At 67.1% G+C, this 20962-nt stretch carries 13 protein-coding genes and 1 riboswitch; of the genes, 3 read left to right on the top strand and 10 right to left on the bottom strand.

Translation table 11 applies throughout. The features are described 5' to 3' along the window. The first annotated feature begins 88 nt into the window (after positions 1-88). Positions 89-1294: an MFS transporter gene (locus AC56LU_RS19915; RefSeq protein ID WP_497177349.1), complete on the top strand. Its 1206-nt coding sequence runs from the start codon at positions 89-91 to the stop codon at positions 1292-1294. 29 nt (positions 1295-1323) lie between these two features. Here the strand turns inward: AC56LU_RS19915 and AC56LU_RS19910 are convergent, their stop codons facing one another. Then, on the bottom strand, positions 1324-2031 hold the full coding sequence (locus tag AC56LU_RS19910; protein ID WP_497177348.1) for a glutathione S-transferase: 708 nt from the start codon (positions 2029-2031) through the stop codon (positions 1324-1326). Between the two features lie 385 nt (positions 2032-2416). Between AC56LU_RS19910 and AC56LU_RS19905 the strand changes: the two genes are divergently transcribed. Both AC56LU_RS19905 and AC56LU_RS19900 read left to right on the top strand, forming a co-directional pair. Then, positions 2417-3400: a DUF535 family protein gene (locus AC56LU_RS19905; protein WP_497177347.1), complete on the top strand. Its 984-nt coding sequence runs from the start codon at positions 2417-2419 to the stop codon at positions 3398-3400. A 119-nt stretch (positions 3401-3519) separates the two neighbouring features. Further along, a riboswitch (TPP riboswitch) is annotated at positions 3520-3628 on the top strand. A gap of 91 nt (positions 3629-3719) precedes the next feature. Continuing rightward, a complete protein-coding gene (locus tag AC56LU_RS19900) occupies positions 3720-5855 on the top strand; it encodes a TonB-dependent siderophore receptor (RefSeq protein ID WP_497177346.1) in 2136 nt (711 codons plus the stop codon). Positions 5856-5914: 59 nt separating this feature from the next. Here AC56LU_RS19900 and AC56LU_RS19895 read toward each other — a convergent pair whose 3' ends face one another. From AC56LU_RS19895 to AC56LU_RS19855, 9 genes are all read right to left on the bottom strand, one after another. Next, a complete protein-coding gene (locus AC56LU_RS19895; RefSeq protein ID WP_497177345.1) occupies positions 5915-6880 on the bottom strand; it encodes an HDOD domain-containing protein in 966 nt (321 codons plus the stop codon). 93 nt (positions 6881-6973) lie between these two features. Then, positions 6974-7522 (bottom strand): AAA family ATPase, encoded by a 549-nt coding sequence (locus AC56LU_RS19890; protein WP_497177344.1) that lies wholly within the window; start codon positions 7520-7522, stop codon positions 6974-6976. Further along, positions 7519-8112, bottom strand: a complete 594-nt coding sequence (gene pnuC, locus AC56LU_RS19885; RefSeq protein ID WP_497177343.1) for a nicotinamide riboside transporter PnuC — start codon at positions 8110-8112, stop codon at positions 7519-7521. The genes AC56LU_RS19890 and pnuC overlap by 4 nt, the downstream gene beginning before the upstream one ends. Before the next feature lie 106 nt (positions 8113-8218). Beyond that, positions 8219-8794, bottom strand: coding sequence for a proprotein convertase P-domain-containing protein (locus AC56LU_RS19880; protein ID WP_497177342.1), 576 nt, complete (start codon positions 8792-8794; stop codon positions 8219-8221). Positions 8795-8814: 20 nt separating this feature from the next. After that, the gene (locus AC56LU_RS19875; RefSeq protein WP_497177341.1) at positions 8815-10767 is read right to left on the bottom strand and encodes a rhamnogalacturonan lyase B N-terminal domain-containing protein; all 1953 of its coding nucleotides are present in this window, start codon (positions 10765-10767) and stop codon (positions 8815-8817) included. A 172-nt stretch (positions 10768-10939) separates the two neighbouring features. Continuing rightward, complete coding sequence (locus AC56LU_RS19870) at positions 10940-13078, bottom strand: S46 family peptidase (RefSeq protein WP_497177340.1); 2139 nt, start codon at positions 13076-13078, stop codon at positions 10940-10942. 96 nt (positions 13079-13174) lie between these two features. Continuing rightward, a complete protein-coding gene (locus AC56LU_RS19865; RefSeq protein WP_497177339.1) occupies positions 13175-14584 on the bottom strand; it encodes an efflux transporter outer membrane subunit in 1410 nt (469 codons plus the stop codon). 8 nt (positions 14585-14592) lie between these two features. Continuing rightward, positions 14593-17853, bottom strand: a complete 3261-nt coding sequence (locus tag AC56LU_RS19860) for an efflux RND transporter permease subunit (RefSeq protein WP_497177338.1) — start codon at positions 17851-17853, stop codon at positions 14593-14595. Continuing rightward, complete coding sequence (locus tag AC56LU_RS19855; protein WP_497177337.1) at positions 17850-20960, bottom strand: efflux RND transporter permease subunit; 3111 nt, start codon at positions 20958-20960, stop codon at positions 17850-17852. The genes AC56LU_RS19860 and AC56LU_RS19855 overlap by 4 nt, the downstream gene beginning before the upstream one ends. Between the last annotated feature and the right edge of the window lie 2 nt (positions 20961-20962).

Below are 20962 nucleotides of genomic sequence, written 5' to 3'. Positions count from 1 at the left end.
AAAGTAAATTGTACGCCAAGGCATTTTTCTGCGCGCGTCGGCGCGGCACACTGCGGGCCTGGATCAATCTGGCAACAAGGAGAACACCATGCCACTCGCCCTCTGGGCGCTCGCGCTGAGCGCCTTCGCCATCGGCACGACCGAATTCGTGATCGTCGGCCTCATTCCCACCATCGCCGCCGCCTTGCACGTGTCGGTGCCCTCGGCCGGCCTGTTGGTGAGCCTGTATGCGCTCGGGGTCGCCGTCGGCGCACCGGTGCTCACCGCGCTCACCAAGCGCGTGCCGCGCAAGGCCTTGCTGCTCGGCCTGATGGCGCTGTTTACCGTCGGGAACCTGGTCGCATGGATGGCGCCGGGCTACACCGCCCTGATGGCGGCGCGCGTGCTGACCGGCCTCGCGCACGGCGTCTTCTTCTCGATCGGCTCCACCATCGCCACCAGCATGGTGCCGAAGGAGAAAGCCGCCAGCGCGATCGCGCTGATGTTCACCGGCCTGACCGTGGCCCTGGTCACCGGCGTGCCGCTCGGGACTTTCATCGGCCAGCAGTTCGGCTGGCAGGCGACCTTCCTGGCGGTGTCGATGCTGGGCGTGGTGGCAATGATCGGCAGCTGGATCCTTGTGCCGGCGAACATCGCGGGAAGCAAGCCGGCAAGTCTCCTCACCCAGCTTGCGGTCCTGAAGAAGCCGCGCCTGCTGCTGGTGTACGCCATCACCACGCTGGGCTACGGCGGCTCCTTTATCGCCTTTACCTACCTGGCGCCGATCCTGCAGGAAGTCTCGGGCTTTGCCGCGTCGAGCGTCAGCCTGGTGATGCTGGTGTACGGGGTGTCGGTCGCGGCCGGGAACATCTGGGGCGGCAAGCTGGCCGACCGCAAGGGCCCGCTGCCGGCACTGCAGATCGTGTTCGCCCTGCTGGCGCTGGTGCTGCTGGTGCTGGGCTTTACCGCGCCGAACAAGTGGCTGGTATTGGCCACCGTGCTGGCCTGGGGCGCGGTCGCCTTCGGCAACGTACCGGGCCTGCAGGTCTACGTGGTGCAGCGCGCCGAACGCGATGCGCCGCATGCGGTGGACGTGGCCTCCGGCCTGAACATCGCCGCCTTCAATGTCGGCATCGCCCTCGGCGCCTGGGGCGGCGGCCTGATCGTCGCCAGGCTGGGGCTGATGGCCACGCCCCCGATCGGCGCGCTGATCGTCGCCGGCGCCTTCCTGCTTGCCACGCTGGCGCGCCGGCTGGACCGCCGCGACGGCCTGCCGGCAAAAGCCGTGCCGGCGGGCGCCGTCGCCACCCACTGATACTCAAGGCCGGGGCGGCGCCGGCATGCTCACTCGTCGAGTTCGGGATAGTGGCGGAAGATCCCGTTCTGGTTGAACGGGATGCGACGCGGCGAGGCCAGGTAGGCGGCGATGTTGGGACGCGCCGCCACGCGTGCGTGCAGCGCTCCCAGGGCCGGGTAATCGCCTTCGAGCCGCTTCATGGCATTGGGGAAGGCATAGCGCAGGCCGTCGATTACCTGGAACAGCGACAGGTCGGCGTAGGTCGGCTTGTCGCCCACCAGCCAGTCGCGCGCTTCCGGATTGGTCAGCAGGCGCGAAAAATAGCCGAAGAACTTCGGCAGCCGCGTTTCGATGAGGTCGGCGGCGCGGCGCTGCGCTTCCGGCTTCTGGTCTTCGTAGTACAGCGAGGTGGCGATGGGGTGGTGCGTATCGTGGATCTCGGCGACCAGGTCGGCGATGGTCAGCTGCAGCTGGTGGGTCCAGAGGCGGCCGGGATCGGTGCGCGGGGCCAGCCCATGCTGCTCGCCCAGGTACAGCAGGATGTTGGCGACCTGGCCGATGGTCAGTTCGCCGGCGCGCAGGAACGGCGGCGCGAACGCGGGATGGGCTTCCGTCTCGAGCGCCGACATCAGGAGGTCCATGCCGCCCTGGCGGCGCGCCACGTCCACGTATTCGGCCCCGGCTTCCTCCAGCGCAAGGCGAACGAACTCGCCGCGCCCCTGGATACCCGGCCAGTAAAAAAGTTCATACGCCATCTCGCACCTCGGGTCTGGTTCGGTCTGGCGCAATTATCGATGATGAACCGGAAGCGTGGCGCCGCACAAACATGGTAATCTTGTAGTGCCTGTCAGGCGAATACAAGAAGTCGCAAAAGAGTTGGAAAAAGCACAACAAGACGCGCCAGCCGATCTATCGAGAGAGACAACATGAACGCAACCCTTTCCAGCGGTTTCATTCACTTTCTTCTGCACTTTCTCCACCGTCCCCTGGACTACCCAGGCACCAGTTAGCTCCCCGGCAAATTGCATGGCAGAATGTGACTTTCTGCGATGCAAGCCCGTTTACATCGACGGGCATCGAAGATAAAGACAGTGGCGCCACGGTGGCGCCCACCACTTTGCGCCGATTGGAGCGTTCCCCATGATATTCGCTCACTTGTCCCGGTCCTGGCTTGCGCGCCGCAGCCAGTACACCCCCGCATCCTGGATGCTGAGTATCGTGCGCAGCCTGCGCGTGCTGCGCTACTGGCGCGAGCACCAGGCCCTGTGCCGGCTCGACCTGGTGCGCCGATTTGTGGCGGCGGCACCACACGACGACCTGTTCCACCACCTCAGTCACCGCAACTACCTGGCGAAGGACCTGAGCGCGCGCCAGCGCGTACAGTGCGTGCTGTCGCACTACCGCTTCGAAGACACCGCCTTCAGCAACGCCTACCACCAGGCGGTCTACGGCGGCGGCGGGCTCACGCTCTGGCAGCAGACCTCGCAGCACGTGGCGCATGCCGACGGCGCCGAGCACCACTTCCTGCTGCGCCTCGAGATGGCGCCGCGCCACGACGCCGAGGGCGACCTCACCATCTCGCTGGTCGCCGACGGCAAGTACCTGCACCGCCTTTCCTACACCTGGGTAGACGGGCAGCTCGCCGGTGTCGACCTCCCCACCGTGCCCTTCGTCACGCGCAACCAGGGCCGCTGGCTTGACTCCGGCGCCGCCTTCGACGCCTTCGAGGAAGCCTTCCCCAACAACTCGCCGAGCTTCTTCTGCTTCGCCGCCATGCAGGGCGTCGCGCAGGCACTGGGCATCGACCAGGTGGTGGCCATCAAGTGCACCTCGCACATCGCCTACGATCCGCTCGACGTCAAGCACTTCGAGAACGCCTACGACGGCTTCTGGAAGATCCTGGGCGGCACGGAGATGACGGGCCGCAGCTACCTGATCCGCCTGCCCTTCTACCTCAAGCCGCTGTCCGAGATGCCGTCCAAGCATCGCAAGCGCGCCGCCCAGCGCCGCGAGTTCTGGCGCGCCATCGGCGACGCCACCCGCACCACGCTGCTGCGCCACATGGCGCCGGCAGCCAGCACGCAGGCGCGCGCGGTGGCGGCGCCGGCCACAGCCGAAGCATGAAGCGCAGCAGCCTGCCGCCGCCGCAGTAAGTACAAGCGAGCGCACAAGCAGGCGCGCGGCCGGCAGCGGCCGAGCACGTTGCCACATTCGCCACGCCCGCCCGGGTCCGTGGTACACTGCCGCCTCGCTAGGGGTCCTGGTGCGTGCGATGAGCGCGTTGCCGGGTGAGAGATACCCTTCGTACCTGATCTGGATAATGCCAGCGAAGGAAAGCGCAACGCAGCTCCCAATTTTGTTTGCCCTTCCCCCACGTTGGCTCCGGCTTTTTATTCGAAAGCAGCGCGCCATGTTTGCCGTGGCGCGCGAAGACGAGCAAACCATGACATTCAAGCTGAAGCATTCCCTTCTTGCCTGCGCCATCCTGCAGGCATTCTCTTCGACCGCATCCGCGCAACAATCCGACGCTGTCACCTCGGTGGTCGTCACCGGCAGCCGCTGGGTCGCCAGCGACCGCGCCAGCATCGGCGGCTTTTCCGACGCGCCGCTGCTCGACACCCCGGCATCGATCACCGCCATCAACCGCACCCAGATGCTGGACCTGTCGATCCGCAACGTGAGCGACGCGGCGCGCTACGACGCCTCGGTCGGCGACGCCTACAACGCGATCGGCTATGCCGAGCAGTTCTCGATCCGCGGCTTCGCCCTCGACAACGCGAGCAGCTACCGCAAGGACGGCATCGCGATCCCCGCCGACACCCAGATCCCGCTGGAGAACAAGGAACGCATCGAAATCCTGCGCGGCCTGGCCGGCCTGCAGGCGGGCGTCGCGGCGCCGGGCGGCATGGTCAACTTCGTCACCAAGCGCCCGACCACCACGCCGCTGCGCTCGGCCCTGGTGGAAGCGAGCGAGCGCGGCACCCTGCACGGTTCGATCGACCTGGGTGGCCGCAGCGAGGACCGCGACCGCCGCTTCGGTTACCGCATCAACGCGGCGGCCGAAGACCTGAAGCCGACCGTGCGCGGCGCCGATGGCGAACGCCAGTTCGTATCCGGCGCCTTCGACTGGCAGATCAGCCCGAATGCGCTGTTGCAGCTGGATCTCGACCACCAGCACAAGTCGCAGATCACCGCGCCGGGCTACCAGCTGCTGCGCAACGAAGTCCTGCCGACCGGCGTCTCGCCCAAGACCCTGCTGAACGACCAGCCCTGGACCAAGCCGGTGGAGACCGACAGCAGCAACCTGGGCCTGCGCTTCGAATACCGCCTCGATCCCGACTGGACGGCGACCGTCAACGCCAACAAGCACTGGTTCAAGCGCGACGACTACACCGCCTTCCCTTACGGCTGCAGCAACGAGGGCGATGGCTTCTATCCCGGCTACTGCTCGAACGGCGACTACGACGTCTACGATTACCAGAGCGTGGGCGAGCGCAAGACCCCGTGGGGCGCGCAGGCCATGCTGCAGGGCCGTTTCGCGCTGGGTGCGGTGCGCCACCAGTTCACGGTCGGCGCCGCGATGTCCGAGCGCCACGACAGCTTCGGCGAATACGTCTACGACTACGCCGGCTACAGCAACATCTGGAACAACCTGGCGGTCGACCCGGCGCCGGGCAACCCGCGCACCGGCCCGGTGATGGAGCGCCGCAACGACGTCGAACGCGCGCTCTTCGTGCAGGACGTGGCCACCCTGTCCGAGCGCGTGACGCTGCACACCGGCCTGCGCTGGGTAAAGCTCAAGCGCAACGAGCTGGCCGAGATCGACCAGGGCTGGGTGCATGCCGACGACAGTTTCGTGCTGCCGAGCGTGGCGCTGGTGTTCAAACCGGCGCCCGACTGGAGCGTCTACGGCTCGCTGAGCCATGGCCTGCAGCACGGCGGCATCGCCGAGATGGGCACCGCCAACGAGGACAGCGTGCTGCCGCCGAGCCGTTCGAAGCAGGTGGAAGTGGGCGTCAAGGGCATCGTCAACAACGCGGTGATGCTGTCGGCCGCCGCCTTCGACATCAAGCAGGGCCTGGAGTACGTCAACGGCGCCAACCTCTTCGTGCGCGCCGGCCAGCAGCGCCACCGCGGCGTCGAGCTGGCGGCCCAGGGCAAGCTCAATCCCGACCTGAACTACAGCCTGTCCTTGATGGCGCTCGACGCGGAGCAGACCGGCACCGGCGACCCCGAGGTAGAAGGCAAGCGCGTGACCAACGTGCCGGAATTCCGCTCGACCGCCTGGGTGGAATACGCCGTGCCGGCCCTGAGCGGACTGAAGGTGGACGCCACCTGGCAGTACTCGGGCAGCAAGGCCTTCGACCCGGCCAACCGCGCGGTCGTGCCGGGCTACCATGTGGCCGCGCTGGGCGCCTCGTACGCGCTGCGCGTCGGCGGGATGAACACGATCCTGCGCGCCCGCGTGGACAACGTGTTCGACAAGTTCTACTGGCGCGACGTGACGCAGTCGCTGGGCGGCTACCTGCTGCCGGGCGCGCCGCGCAGTGTCAGGGTGTCGGCGCAGTTCGACTTCTAAGCTGGAGAACCGTACGGTGGGCGGGAGACCCGCCCACCGTACGACAACCCAAGTACAGCTTAGTCGGCCAGATCCGCCAGCTTGCCCAGGCAACGCCGCTGGAACCCATTCAAACCGACGCTGACAAAGCTGTCCTCCGGCTCGATCACGCCTGCATCGAGCAGCAGGCGCAGCTTGGCGATGCGGTCGCCCTGGGCCAGCGCCTGGGCCAGGTGCGGCCCATCGGGGTCGCCGGCCCAGGCGATCGCCTCGACCACCTCCGGGGGGAACTCCCAGTGCCGCGCGATCACCGCAGAAAGCTGGCGGCTGACCGCGAACAGTTCGACCCCGAAGGTCCCGGAGCCCGGCACCTTGCCGGCGCACAGCCGGTCGGCCACCTGGAAAGCGACCTGCAGGCCCACGTTCTGCATCAGCCCGGCCAGGTAGGATTCGAACACGCCGGCCGACAACCCCGGCGCCATCACGCTGGCGGCAAACGCGCAGCGTTCGGAATGGCGCCACACGTTGGGCGCCACCTGGCGCGCGACGCCCTGCACCTTGACCCGGACCAGCGGCCGGATGGCGATGCGCGCCAGCAGCATGCGCAGGCCGTTCAGGCCCAGCATCGTCACCGCGCCGTCCAGGGTTTCGATCGGCTTGGCCGGACGGTAATAGGCGCTGTTCGCCTCGCGGATCACTTCGGCGACCAGCACCAGGTCGCGCCCGACCTCGGCCGACAGGGCCGCGGTCGAGATGTTCTCGTCCGACAGGGCGCCCATCAGCTGCGTTATCAGTTCCGGCACGCGCGGCACCAGCCCGGCCGCGCTCCCGGGATCGTCGGTCAGCGCGCGCACCTCGTCGAGGATCTGCTGTTCCAGTTCCGCAGCGGCGTTGGTGCCGCTCGATGCGGCCAGCCAGCGGTAATAGGCAGCGTCGACGTCGGCCGCCATGTCGTCGTCATTCGCTACAGCGGCGGCCATGGTGCCGGCCGTTGCAGCGGTCTCCTTCTCGGTACCGCCCAACAGGCGGCCTATCCATTTTTTCACAACGCACCGCCATATTGATAAGACAGAGGCGCGTATTTTAATACCATACGGCAACAAAAAGACAATTGTAAAAACTTGTCCTCTTAATCCATATCAATAGCCCGTACCGATAGGACCCAGCACGGCCTCGACCTGACGGATCCGGTGCGGCAGGCTACCCTTCAGCAAGAGGTAGGGAATACCGCGCCCGTCCAGCGTCTCGACCAGCATCCGGTGCACCTTCTGGCGCACTTCTTCCGACTCGCGCTGCAAGCCGTCCGGCTCCCATGGGCTGTCGGGGGCCGTCACCAGGGTATGGGCGTAGTCGTGGCGGCTGTCGAGGCGCGCCAGCTGCGGGTCGACCCGGCCCCAGTACTGACGGCTGTACAGCGCCGTCATCAGGGGCGTGGTGTCGCAGAACAGGAAGCACGTGGCGCCTTCACTTTCCGCGGCGGCGTCCTCGCGGGCGCGCTGGGTGCAGGCAATCGGGTACTGGTCGCTCTCGAAGGGCACGCGGCCACGGGTGTCGACGAATTCGCGCAGGTATTCCGGCACCCACACGGTGCCGTAGTGCCGCGCCAGCGCGTCGCACAGGGTCGACTTGCCGGACGATTCGGCGCCGAGCACCGCGATCCGCTGCACCGGGCCTGGTCCAGGCATCATGCCTCCCTCCGCGCAATGTTCGACCAGGCGCGCCAGCCGGTCCAGGCCAGCACCACGAACACGGCGTACAGGAAGGCGGTCAGGATCAGGCCCTTGTAGACGTACAGGCCGACATACAGCACGTCCACCACGATCCACACCAGCCAGTTCTCCACCTTCTTGCGGCCCAGCAGGAGCTGGCCCACCAGGCTGCCGGCGGTGAGGAAGCCGTCCGCATGCGGGACGTCGGTATCGGTGAGATGGTCGAGGAACTGCGACAGCAGCACGAAGCCCGCAGCCCAGGCGGCGACGGCCCAGCCCCAGGCCCCGCGCTTCAGGCGCGTGACCACCAGCGGCTGGTTGCCGGCCCCGTGCAGCCACTGGTACCAGCCCCACACCGAGGCCCCGATGAAGACGAACTGCAGGCCCATGTCGCCGTACAGTTTGGCGTCGAAGAACACCACCGCATAGGTGCCGGATGAGGCGATCGAGAACAGCCAGGCCCAGTGCTTCTGGCGGATGTTGAGCAGTACGGTGGTGACCGCCAGCAGGAAGGAGACGAGTTCCAGCGGGGTGGTGCTGAAACCGAGGAGGGCGAGCGGTTCGTTCATGCGGATTCTAGGGAGAGCGGCAGGCGATTATGGCTACTCGCCGCTGAATGCGCAAGCCGAAGCGCCCGCCCACCGCCTGCACGGCGAGCAGCGCTTCGAGAGCGCTTCAGCCAGGTTTGCGCCGGCGCGACCCGCCCAGGCCGAGCGCGGCGATGCCGAACAAGGCCAGCGATGCCGGCTCCGGCACCTCGGCGGTGATGCCCCAGCCGTCGATGCTGCCGGCGTCGCCCGCTTCGCTGTCCACCACCGTCAGGGTCCAGTCGCCGAACACGTCGTGCCCGATGAAGGCGGCCAGCGCCTCCTGCGGCCGGAACGACCCGGTGTACGGCGCATAGGCATAGCCTTCGGCGATGCTGATGGCGGCGCCATCGTCGAACAAGGTATCGGTGTAGTTGGCACCACCCGAGCCGCCCTGGCGGTTCGACAGCAGCACGGTGACGCCGCCGTGGGCGAGGCTCAGCACCAGGTCGGCATCCCAGCCGTGGGTGATGTTGACCAGCGCGTCGACGTCGAGGATGCGGCCATGGCTGCCCACGTTCAGCGTCGAGCTGACGGTGCAGGTATCGCAGATCTCGACCGGCGTGTCGGCGCTTAGCGCGGTGATGACAGCGGCTTGCGCGCCGGCGCCCGCGCTCAGGGCGAATGCGGCGGCGAGGCCGAGGCATAGGGATTTGAATTGCATGATGGTTCTCTGCTTTCTTGTCAGTTAATCTTGATCAGGTCCATGGCGTCGTACGACACCGCCGGGGTCAGCCAGCTCGAGCTGCTGGTCGACCCGCTGACGACCCAGACCTTGATCGTGTTCTGGCCGGCGACCAGGGCGCTGGCCGGGATCGTGTAGTCGTAGGTGATGTTCCGTGCGCGGTAGGTGCCGACCGTCATGGTGCGGGTCGATGGCTGGCTTGGGGGGAACACGTCGCCCGACTGCGAACCGACGAAGGGCGAGGTCCAGCTGTTCACGTTGATCTGCGGCCGGCCGCCGGCCTGCGCGGCGGTGATGCCGATCCGGAAGCGGTAGGTCGAGTTGGCCGAGATCTGGCTCGGCTTCAGGGTGAAGTTGATCGTGAGCGGGCCATTCGGCGCCGTCGTCAAACCCTTCCACTGGAAGGCCGGCATGTGCAGGCCCGCCTTCGAGCTGCCCACCAGGTAGGGACTGGCCAGGCTGGCGGTCGCGAACCACGGGGCCAGGCGCACGTCGGACGGATGCATCACCGTGATCTTGTCGCCGTTGAGGAGCTCGCGCGGCGTGCCGTCCCATTCGCCGATGCGGAACAGCGCCTGCGTCAGGCTGGGGTCGCCCTTGGCCAGGTGCCACTTGCCGCGCGGGTCATTGGTGTGCACCAGCGGATCGGCGCCGATGGTCAGCGCCGGCACGATGTTGGTGGTGCCGGCCGTGACGCTGACTTGCGAGGTAGCGACCGCCAGTTCGTTCTTGTACACCGTCATCGTGTAGTCGCCGGGGAGCATGCCGTCGGCCCGGGTGTTGCCGTCGTTGCTGGCGGCATCGGCCCAGTATTGCGCGCTAGCGTTGGCGAATCCGACCGTGTACGGATAGGCCGCGTTGCGGCCATGAATGGCCGGGATGAACACGCTGCCGCGCGCGCTTGGCGGCACGTAGCCCAGCAGGTTCAGCTTCGAGAACCACGACGTGTCCACTGTCCCCGGCGCCGCGCCATCGTTGAACACCATGGTGTAGCCGTTCAGGCGGTTGAAGCGGAAGCCCTCGGTCTGGCCCTCGCCGTAATTGACGATGTAGGTGATCTCGTTGTTGGTGCTGGTGATCTGGTTGAGCAGGCTGCGGTAGAAGGGCCCGCCCGAGCCGCCTTCGTTATTGTCGCGCACGATCCACACGCCGACGTTGGGACCGGTGCCGCCGATGTAGGCCCAATCCTTGAGGCGCATGTTGGAATAGTGCTTGGAGCGCGTTTCGCCCGCATTTGCGCCGGTCGCAATGCCGAAGATGTCGCTGGCTTCGATGGCGCCGCTGGTGCCGCGCAGGTCGTCGGGCCAGGATGGCGGACGGTTCGGATCGGCGTTGAACACCACGCCGCCCGGCGTGCCGGCAGGGGTGCCGTATGGTAGCGGGGCGATCCGCATGCGCGCGATGAAACGCACCAGCGCCTGGCCGGTCGGCTCGGCGGTGAAGTGGGTGCCCATGTAGATCCGGGGGTCGCCTTTGCGCACCAGGTAGTAATGGGTCAGCACGCCGGTGGCCCCGCCCACGGTCTTGACCGTGACCTTGATGTAGTCGCTGGCAGCCGTCACGGCGCTCTGGCCGGCAGCCGGCAGGGCCACGGGCAACGCATTGCCATTGGCGTCGACGGTCTCCGCCGTGACCTCGACCCCGGTCTGGTCCGTATAAATGTAGTCGTAGCCGCTGTTGACCTGGGTGCCGCGGCCGGCATCCTGGTATTCGACGCCCTTGTAGACGATGCTCGACAGGTCGCCGGGCGAGGTGGTGCTGGTGTCGTTCGGGAAGCCGCGCACCTTGAATACCAGTCCGGCATCGGTATCGATGGTGTAACTGACGACCCTGTTGCTGGCGTCCTTGGTCGCGGTGACGCTGAACGCCGCCTGGGCGTGCAGGCTCGCGCCGGCCAGCATGGTGAACAAGGCGCAGCCCTGCACCAGGGCTTTCAAGCTTGGTGATGTCATTCTGTCTCCATTGATGTTTTGTTGTAGTTGCATTTTTAGTATTCAATGTAAAGACAGAACAGGTCAATTGCGTGGCTGAGACAAACGGAAATACTCATCCGCGTGAGCGAAAAAAAACGCGGCCAGATTTCTCTGGCCGCGGTATCAAGCATTGCTTGTTCCTGCTTTTCGCTTACTTCTTCGGATACCTGATCGTCATTTCCTTCAGCAGGTTGTCGGCGCGGTCGACTTCCTTCATCAGCCACAGCATGTAGCGGATGTCGACGTGGATCGCGCGCGTGATGGCGCTGTCGAAGTACCAGTCCTTGGTAATCGATTCATAGGTCGAATCGAAGTTCAGGCCCACCAGTTCGCCGCGCTTGTTCATCACGGCCGAACCCGAGTTGCCGCCGGTGGTGTCGGCGCTCGACAGGAAGTTCACCGGCACGGTGCCCAGCACCGGATCCTTGAAGACGCCGTAACGCTTGCCCTTGATCGCATCGAGCAGCGCGCTTGGGGCGATGAACGGATCCTTGTTGGTGGCCTTCTCGACGATGCCGTCCACCGTCGAGAACGGGCCCTTCACCAGGCCGCCGCGCGGCGCGTATGGCGCCACGGTGCCGTAGGTGACGCGCAGAGTCGAGTTGGCGTCCGGGTAGACCGGCTTGCCCTGCGACTTCTTCCAGGCGATGACAGCCGCCATGTATTGCGGGATCACGCGCTCCAGGTTGCCGTCGATCTCGTTGCGGCGGTTTTCCAGCGCCATGCCGGTGTCGTGCAGGCGCACGGCCAGCGCGATAAACGGGTCGCCGGACTTGCGGAAGGCGTCCGGCTCCTTGCCGATCCAGGCCAGGCGCCTGGCGGTGTCGGCCAGTTCGGTCGCGCGGTACATCGCGTTAAGCGCGTTCGGCGCCGGCAGCAGGCCGTCCAGGCCCTGCGGACGCAGTTTCGCGTCGATGCGGGCGTAGCGCGCCAGCGCCGCGCCGTATCTGGCTTCGTCGACCTGGGGCACGAAGGACTGCTCGAGGCGGGTCAGGCGCGCCTTGATGAAGGACAGGTCGCGCTCCTGGTAGCCGGATTCACGCTGCGCGTCCGGCTTCTGGCGCTCCAGCGCCAGGCGGTACAGGGTGCGCGCACTCTTGAGCAGGTCGCTGTGGGTCGCCTCCAGCCAGGCGGCTTCCTGGCGCGAGGCCGCCATGTCCTGTGCGATCACGCCATCGAGCTCGCCCAGCAGGCCCTTGGCGCCCTTGCCGTTCCCCTTGTGCCAGGCGCGGAATCCGGCGTCCTGCACATCCTTGATGGCGGCGATGTCCTTGCGCGCGAAGCCGTCCAGCAGGCCCTGGGTTTTCTTGAGCACGTTGTTCAGGCTCTTGACCACGCTGGCGTAGCGCACGTCCCAGGCCGGGTTGCCCATGGTGGCCGCCGAGATCACCGACAGGTCGGCGGTGATGCCGGCCACCTTGGCCGGGAAGTCGACGTCGCGCGCATAGCGGATCTCGCTCGGCAGTTTGTAGCGGCTGGTGCGGCCCGGGTAGCCCGCCAGCAGGATCGGGTCGCCGTTCTTCAGGCCTTCGGCGGAGACCACCAGGAAGTCCTTCGATTTATACGGCACGTTGTTCGGCGACGGGTCCGCCGGGCGGCCGTCCGGGCCGACGTAGGCGCGCAGGAAGGCGTAGTCGCCGGTCTGGCGCGGCCACTCGTAGTTGTCGACGTCGCCGCCGAAGTTGCCGATGCGGTCGGACGGCGCGTACACCAGGCGCACGTCGCGGATCAACAGCTGCTTGATGCGGTAGTACTCGAGGCCGCGGTGGAAGGCAGGCACCGAGCAGCGCACCGATCTATCGGTCTCGCACTCCGCCACCAGCGCCTTGATGCGCGACTCCACCAGCTCGTGGCGTTCGCGTCCCGACATGCTTGCGCCCAGTCCCTTCAGCACGCGATCGGTGACGTTCTCGACCTTCTCGGTCACGTACACCAGGGTGTTCGGGCCGCCCGGCAGTTCCTCGGCGCGGGTCTTGGCCAGGAAGCCGCCCACGATGTAGTTCTTCTCCGGCGTCGAGTTGCGCTGGATGGCGCCATACGCGCAGTGGTGGTTGGTAACCACCAGGCCCTCGGGCGAGACGAAGGAAGCCGAGCAGCCGCCCAGCGACACCATCGCGCTCATCGGATGCCTGGTGAGGTCGGACAGCTTCTCGGCCGGCATGGTGATGCCGATGCGCTTGAGTTCGGATTTGAGTTGCGGCAGCTGGTGCGGTTGCCATTGGCCTTCGTCGGCGACGGCAAGGGTCGCGACACTCAGCAAGGCGGCAGGCAGGACGGTGAACTTGGACAATTTGACCCCGGGTGAATGGAAAAAAGCAGCCGGGAGTATAGCTTTTGTACCATCTGCCTTGGTCGTTTTTCGGCGTAATGACAGCGGGCTGCGCCCTTACTGCCCTGCCCGCCATCCTCCGCCCAAGGCCTGGATCAGCGCCACCGCCGCCGCCTGGCGGTCGGCCTGGACCTGCACCAGCGACCGGCGCGCGTTCAGCGCCACCGCCGCCGCCTGCACCACCTCCGAATAGCTCACCTGCCCCGCGCGGTAGCGGTTCAGGATCTGCTGCTCGACCCTGTCGGCGGCTTGGGACGCCACCCGGCGCTGTTCCTGCTGCTGTTCCAGCACCCGCACGGCCGTCAGCTGGTCTTCGACGTCGGCGAAGGCGGTGAGCACGGTCTGGCGATAGCGCGCGACCGCCGCCTGGTGGCGCGCCTCGGCGCCGGCCACGCTGGCGCGGGTGGCGCCGGCATTGAAGATCGACTGCGCCGCCGACAGCCCGAAGGACCAGGCGGCGCTGGAGGCCGAGAACAGATCGGAGACGCGGCTGCCGCCGGTACCGAGCGAGGCGCTCAGGCCGATGTTCGGGAAGTAGGCCGAACGCGCGATCCCGATCTCCGCGTTGGCCGCGGCCACGTCGCGCTCGGCGGCCGCGATGTCCGGGCGGCGCTGCAGGAACAGGGACGGCACGCCGACCGGCACCGCCGGCACCGTCACGCGCCATTCCGGCAGCGGGGCCAGCGTGAACTCGCTTGGCGCCTTACCGACCAGGATGGCGATGGCGTGCTCGAACTGGGCGCGCTGGCGCCGGATTCCGAGCGCGTCGCCGCGCGCATTGGCAAGCTGGGTTTCGGCCTGCAGCACGTCGGTACGGGCCACGATGCCGACATTGAACCGGTTCTGCGTGATCTGCAACTCGCGCTCGTAACCCGTGATGGTCTGGGCCAGCAGCGCGTATCCGGCATCGAGCGCACGCACGGAAAAATAGTTTGCCGCCAGTTCGCCCTGCGCCGACAGGCGGGCACTGGCCAGGTCGGCGGCCGAGGCCTCGGCGCCGGCCTGTGCGCTGGACACGCCGGCACGCAGGCGGCCCCACACGTCGGGCTCCCAGCTGCCGCCCAGGTTGAGCCGGTACGCACTGTCGGCGCCCTGCCCGCGCACGCCGCTGCGGTCGGCCCCCAGGCCCAGCGAGACCGACGGGAACAGCGCGGCACGCTCCTGCTGTACCAGCGCGCGCGCGGCCGCGTAATTGGCCGCCGCCACCGCCACGTTCTGGTTCGAGATCTCGATGCTGTCCGCCAGCGCGTTCAGTACCGGATCGTCGAACAGCTGCCACCACGGCCCGCGTTCGAGCGCATCGGCGGGCGCCGCCGGCACCCAGCCCTCCGCTTCCTTGAACGCCGCGGGTTCGGGCGTCGTGGGCCGCTGGTAGGCGGGACCGACGGCGCAGCCGGCAACGAAAGTGGATGCGAGAGCGGCGGCAAGGGCGATCAGGTGGAGGCGCACGATGGATTGTTTTTGCATGGTCTTCATTATTTTGCAGGGACCGGATCGGTGGCGTCGAAGTGACGGGTCAGCTCGTGCTCGTCGGGTTTTTTCGTGCGCAGCTTGTCGAGCAGGACGTAGACCACCGGCGTGGTGAGCAGCGTCAGCAGCTGGCTGGCGACCAGGCCGCCGATGATGGCAATGCCCAGCGGGCGGCGCAGTTCCGAGCCTTCGCCGAAGCCGATCGCCAGCGGCAGCGCACCCAGAGCGGCGGCCAGGGTGGTCATCAGGATCGGGCGGAAGCGCAGCAGGCAGGCTTCGCGCACCGCGACCATCGCGCTCAAGCCGCGCGCCCGCTCCGCCTCGAGGGCGAAGTCGATGATCAGGATCGCATTCTTCTTGACGATGCCGATCAGGAGGAAGACCCCGATCAGCGCGATGATCGAGAACTCCATGTTGAACAGCAGCAGCGCCAGCACCGCGCCGACGCCGGCCGAGGGCAGCGTGGACAGCACCGTCACCGGATGCACCAGGCTTTCGTACAGGATGCCGAGCACGATATAGATGACGATGATGGCCGCCGCGATCAGCATCGGCTGCTCCTGGCTCGATTCCTGGGCGGCGCGCGCCGTGCCCTGGAAGCTGCCGCGCACATTGGACGGCATGGCGATGTCGGCCTCGGCCTGTTTCACCGCAGTCTGGCCGTCTTCCAGGTTGAATCCCTCGGACAGGTTGAAGGACACGGTGGTCGACAGTTCGCCATCCTGGTGGTTGACCGAGGTCGGGGTCGAGCTCTCGGCGAAGCTGGCGATCGCTGTCAGGGGCACCATCGTGGTGGCGCCTGAGGACAGCGCCGAGCCGCTGGACGGATCGCGCGCGGCCGTCAGGTTGGCGGGTGCGGATGGCATGCCGGCCGCGGACTGCGTGCTGGACGAGGACTGCGTGGCGGAGGTGGACGCCGCGCCACCGCGGGCCGGCACATACACGTCGCGCAGGGCTTCCGGCGACTGCGCGTAGCGCTGGGCCACGCCCATGATCACGCGGTACTGGTTCAGCTCATCATAGATATTGGCCACCTGCCGCTGGCCGAAGTTGTTGTACAGCGCGTTGTTGACGTCGCGCGTACCGACGCCCAGGCGCGCCGCCGTGTCCTTGTCGATGGTGACAAAGGTCTCGACGCCGTTCTCGGCCTGGTCGGTGTCGACGTCCACCAGCGCCGGCTGGCGCTTCATCGACTCGGCCAGGCGCGTGGCCCACTGTTTGAGGTCGGCCGCATTGTCGCTCTTCAAGGTGTACTGGTAGGTCGAATTGCTGGAACGCCCGCCCATGCGCAGGTCCTGCACCGGATTCAGGAAGATCGACACGCCGGTCACCCGCGCCAGTTTCGGGCGCAGGCGCGCGATCACGGCCTCGCCGGTGTCGCCTTCGGCGCGTTCGTCGACCGGTTTCAGGTTGAGGAACATGAAGCCGCCGCCGGCGCGGCCGCCGCCGGTGAAGGCCACCACGGTATCGACGGCGGGGTCGCGCTTGATGATGGTCACCAGCTGGCGCAACTTCTCCTGCATGGCCTGGAACGAGATGCTCTGGTCGGCACGGATGCCGCCGTTGAGCTGGCCCGTGTCCTGCCGCGGGAAGAAACCCTTGGGCGCCGCCGCAAACAGGTAGACGTTCAAGGCCATCACGAACCCGAGGATGATCATCACCAGCAGCTTGCTGTCGAGCGCCCAGTCGAGCGCATGCTCGTAGCCGCGCAGCACCTTGCCGAAGCCCTTTTCGGACCAGCGTGCGAGTACCCCCGGCTTCTTTTCCTTGTCTTCCTTGCGCAGCAGCCAGGCGCACATCATCGGCGTGGTGGTCAGCGAAATCACCAGCGAGATCATCACGGCCGCCGACAGCGTCACCGCGAACTCGCGGAACAGCCGGCCCACCTGCCCACCCATGAACAGCAGCGGGATGAATACCGCCACCAGCGACAGGGAGATCGACAGCACCGTAAAGCCCACCTCGCGCGCACCCAGCAGCGCCGCCTTCATGCGATCCATGCCGGATTCGATGTGCCGCGCCGTGTTTTCCAGCACCACGATCGCGTCGTCCACCACGAAGCCGGTCGCCACGGTGAGCGCCATCAGCGACAGGTTGTTGAGGCTGAAGCCGAGAAAATACATCACACCGAAGGTGCCCAGCAGCGACACCACGGTGGCCACCGCCGGGATGATGGTGGCGCGTATGCTGCGCAGGAATACGCTGACCACCAGCACCACCAGCAGGATCGACAGCACCAGGGTGAACTCGATCTCGTGCAGCGAGGAGCGGATCGAGAGGGTGCGGTCCGAGGCCACCTGCAGGTTCACGTCGCCCGGCAGCTGCGCCTGCAGCGTCGGGAGCAGCGCGCGCACTCCGTCAACGGTCTCGATGACGTTGGCGTCCGGCTGGCGGGTCACCAGCACGATCACCGCCGGCTGGCCGTTGAACAGGCCGAGCGTGTTGACGTTCTCGACGCCGTCGATGACCTCGGCCACGTCGCGCAGGCGGATGGCGGCGCCATCGCGCCAGGCCACCACCAGGTCGCGGTAGGCGGAAGCCTGCGGCCGGCCCGGTTTATCGCCAGCCGGTTGCGAATAGATCTGGAAGCGGTTGCCGCCACCTTCGATCGCACCTTTCGGGCGATTGGCATTGGTGGCCTGGATCGCGGCGCGCACGTCCTCGCTCGACAGGCCATATTTATTCAGTGCGTAGGGCAGCAGTTCGACCCGCACCGCCGGCAGCGAGCCACCGCCGATCTCGACCTCGCCCACGCCCTTCACCTGCGCCAGGCGCTGCTGGACCAGGTTGGAGACCGATTCGTAAATCTGGCCGGGCGAGCGGGTCCTGGAGGTGAGCGCGAGAATGATCACCGGCGCGTCCGAGGGGTTGGCCTTGCGGTAGGTCGGGTTGCTGCGCAGCGTGGCCGGCAGGTCGGCACGCGAGGCATTGATCGCGGCCTGCACTTCGCGCGCGGCCGAGTCGATCTTGCGGTTCAGGTCGAACTGCAGGCTGACGCGGGTCGAGCCGTTGCCGCTGCTCGAGGTCATTTCGTTGACGCCGGCGATCACGCCCAGGCGCCGCTCCAGCGGCGTGGCCACGCTCGACGCCATGGTCTCCGGGCTGGCGCCGGGCAGCGAAGCCGATACCGAGATGGTCGGGTAATCGACCTGCGGCAGCGGCGACACCGGCAGCACAAAGAAGGCCGCGATGCCTGCCAGCGCGATCCCGATCGTCAGCAGGACGGTCGCGATCGGGCGCTCGACAAAGGGGCGCGACAGGTTCATGCGCCGACCTCGTCAAGCTTGTTCGGGGCCTTGCCGCCCTTGCGTCCACCACGGCGGCGCGCCAGGCGATCGAAGGCCAGGTAGATCACCGGCGTGGTGAACAGGGTGAGCAGCTGGCTGACGATCAGGCCGCCGAAGATGGCCAGGCCCAGCGGACGGCGCAACTCGGCGCCCTCGCCCCAGCCGAGCATCAAGGGGACGGCGGCGAACAGCGCGGCCAGCGTCGTCATCAGGATCGGGCGGAAGCGCAGCAGCGCCGCCTGCCGGATCGCGTCCAGCGGCGACTTGCCGCCGTCGCGCTCGGCCTCGATGGCGAAGTCGATCATCATGATCGCGTTTTTCTTGACGATGCCGATCAGGAGGATGATGCCGATGATGCCGATCACCCCCAGGCCCTGCCCGGTCACCCACAGCGCCAGCAGCGCGCCCACGCCGGCCGATGGCAGCGTCGACAGGATGGTCAGCGGATGCACATAGCTTTCGTACAGCACACCCAGCACGATGTACACGCAGACCACGGCCGCCAGGATCAGCCACAGCTGGTTGGACAGCGAGGCCTGGTAGGCGCCGGATGCGCCCAGGAAGCTCATGCTGACGGCGTTCGGCATCTTGATTTCTTCGGTCGCCTCGCGGATCGCATCGACCGCGGTACCGAGGGACACGCCTTCGGCGGTGTCGAAGCCGACCGTGGCGGCCGGATACTGCGCCACGTGGGTGATCTGCAGCGGGGCCTCGGCTTCGCGGATGGTAGCCACCGCCGACAGCGGTGTCGGCTGGCCGGAGCCGGTGCGCAGCTGCAGGCGGCTTAGGGATGCCGGCGACATCGCCTCGTCCTGCTGGGCCTCGAGGATCACGCGGTACTGGTTGGTCTCGGTGAAGATGGTCGAGACGATGCGCTGGCCGAAGGCGCTGTACAAGGCGTCGTCGATCGAGGCGGCCGTGATCGACAGGCGCGAGGCGGTGTCGCGGTCGATGTCGATGTAGGCCGCGGCGCCGACCGCGCCGGCGTCGGTGGTGGGGTTGCGCACCTGCTTCATGGTGGCCATTTTCTCCACCAGCTTCTTGGCCCATAGGTTCACGGTGGCGCTGTCGGCGCCTTCGATCGACAGGCGGTACTGGGTCGGTCCGCTCTCGGCGTCGATGGTCAGGTCCTGGGTCGGCTGCAGGTACATGGTGATGCCCGCCACGTTGGCCACCCGGCTGCGCAGGCGGTTCATGATGGCTTCCTGGTCGCCGCGCTCCTCGCGCTTCAGGTTGATCAGCATGGTGCCGGCATTGAGCATGGTGTTGTTGGCCGCGTCCACGCCCACGTAGGAACTGAGTGAGGCAACCGCCGGGTCCTTCAGCACCTCGGCGGCGGCAAGCTGCTGCAGCCTCGCCATCTCGGCATAGGAAATCGACTGGCGCGCCTGCAGCCGCGCCTGGAGCTGGCCGGTGTCCTGGGTCGGGAACAGCCCCTTCGGGATCACCATCCACAGCAGCACGGTCAGTAGCAGGGTGCCGAGCGCCACCAGCAAGGTCAGGCCCTGGCGCGCCAGCACCCAGCCCAGCGCCACGTCGTAGCGCTGGATGACGCGATCGAAGAAGGCCTGCGACTTTTGCGCAAAGCGGCCCGGGCGTTCCTCTTCATGGCTTTTCAGCCAGCGCGCCGACATCATCGGGACCAGGCTCAGGGAGACCACCATCGAGATCAGGATCGTCACGGCGAGGGTCACCGCAAATTCGCGGAACAGGCGCCCCACCACGTCGCCCATGAACAGCAGCGGGATCAGGACCGCGATCAGGGAAACGGTCAGCGAGATGATCGTGAACCCGATCTGCTGCGCTCCCTTCAGCGCCGCCGCCATCGGCTTTTCGCCCTCTTCGATGTAGCGCGCGATGTTCTCGATCATGACGATCGCGTCGTCGACCACGAAGCCGGTGGCGATCGTCAGCGCCATGAGCGACAAATTATTCAGACTGTAGCCCATCAGGTACATGATGCCGAAGGTGCCGATCAGCGAGATCGGCACCGCCAGGCTGGCGATCACGGTGGCGCGCAGGCTGTGCAGGAAGGCGAAGATCACCAGCACCACCAGCACCACCGCCAGCAGCAGTTCCAGCTGCACGTGCTCGACCGAGGCGCGGATGCCGGCGGTACGGTCGCTCAGCACCTCCATGCGCACCGACGCAGGCAGGCCGGCCTGCAGCTCGGGCAGGCGTTCCTTGATGCCGTCCACGGTGGCGATCACGTTGGCGCCGGGCTGGCGCTGCACGTTCAGGATGATGGCCGGTTTCAGGTTGGCCCAGGCGCCGATGCGCACGTTCTCGGCGCTGTCGACCACCTGTGCGACCTCGCCCAGGCGCACCGGAGCGCCATTGCGGTAGGAGACGATCAGCTGTTTATAGTCCTCGACCGCCAGCAGCTGGTCGTTGGCGTTGATCGCATACGAGCGAGTGGGGCCGTCGAAATTGCCCTTGGCGCTGTTGGCGTTGGCGGCGGTGATGGCGCTGCGCAGGGTGTCCAGGCCCAGGCCGTAGGAGGCCAGCGCCTCGGTGTCGGCCTGGATGCGCACCGCCGGACGCTGGCCGCCCGACAGGGTCACCAGGCCGACGCCCGAGACCTGGCTGATCTTCAGCGCCAGGCGCGTGTTGACCAGGTTCTGGACGTCGGTGAGCGGCAGCGTGTCGGAGGTGATGGCCAGGGTCAGCACCGGCGCGTCGGCCGGGTTGACCTTGGCGTAGACCGGCGGCGCCGGCAGGTCGGTCGGCAGCAGCGAGCCGCCGGCATTGATCGCGGCCTGCACTTCCTGCTCGGCGACGTCGAGGGTCTGGCCGAGGCCGAACTGCAGCGTGATCACCGAGACCCCGGCCGCGCTGGTGGAACTCATGCGCGTCAGGCCCGACATCTGGCCGAACTGGCGTTCCAGCGGCGCGGTGACGGTGCGCGCCATGACTTCCGGGCTGGCGCCCGGGTACAGGGTCTGGACCTGGATGGTCGGGAAGTCGACCTGCGGCAGCGCCGACAGGGGCAGGAAGCGGTAGCCGACCATGCCGGCCAGGACGATGGCCAGCATCAGGAGGGCCGTGGCGACCGGGCGGCGGATGAAGGGGGCGGAGGGGCTCATAG

The organism is Telluria sp. PB2R4 (assembly GCF_059685695.1).
This window is presented reverse-complemented; position numbering and strand designations above follow the sequence as displayed.

Coding starts and splice junctions, on each gene's coding strand:
- AC56LU_RS19915 (WP_497177349.1), top strand. CDS start 89: ATGCCACTCGCCCTCTGGGCGCTCGCGCTGAGCGCCTTCGCCATCGGC.
- AC56LU_RS19910 (WP_497177348.1), bottom strand. CDS start 2,031: ATGGCGTATGAACTTTTTTACTGGCCGGGTATCCAGGGGCGCGGCGAG.
- AC56LU_RS19905 (WP_497177347.1), top strand. CDS start 2,417: ATGATATTCGCTCACTTGTCCCGGTCCTGGCTTGCGCGCCGCAGCCAG.
- AC56LU_RS19900 (WP_497177346.1), top strand. CDS start 3,720: ATGACATTCAAGCTGAAGCATTCCCTTCTTGCCTGCGCCATCCTGCAG.
- AC56LU_RS19890 (WP_497177344.1), bottom strand. CDS start 7,522: ATGATGCCTGGACCAGGCCCGGTGCAGCGGATCGCGGTGCTCGGCGCC.
- pnuC (WP_497177343.1), bottom strand. CDS start 8,112: ATGAACGAACCGCTCGCCCTCCTCGGTTTCAGCACCACCCCGCTGGAA.
- AC56LU_RS19880 (WP_497177342.1), bottom strand. CDS start 8,794: ATGCAATTCAAATCCCTATGCCTCGGCCTCGCCGCCGCATTCGCCCTG.
- AC56LU_RS19875 (WP_497177341.1), bottom strand. CDS start 10,767: ATGACATCACCAAGCTTGAAAGCCCTGGTGCAGGGCTGCGCCTTGTTC.
- AC56LU_RS19865 (WP_497177339.1), bottom strand. CDS start 14,584: ATGCAAAAACAATCCATCGTGCGCCTCCACCTGATCGCCCTTGCCGCC.
- AC56LU_RS19860 (WP_497177338.1), bottom strand. CDS start 17,853: ATGAACCTGTCGCGCCCCTTTGTCGAGCGCCCGATCGCGACCGTCCTG.
- AC56LU_RS19855 (WP_497177337.1), bottom strand. CDS start 20,960: ATGAGCCCCTCCGCCCCCTTCATCCGCCGCCCGGTCGCCACGGCCCTC.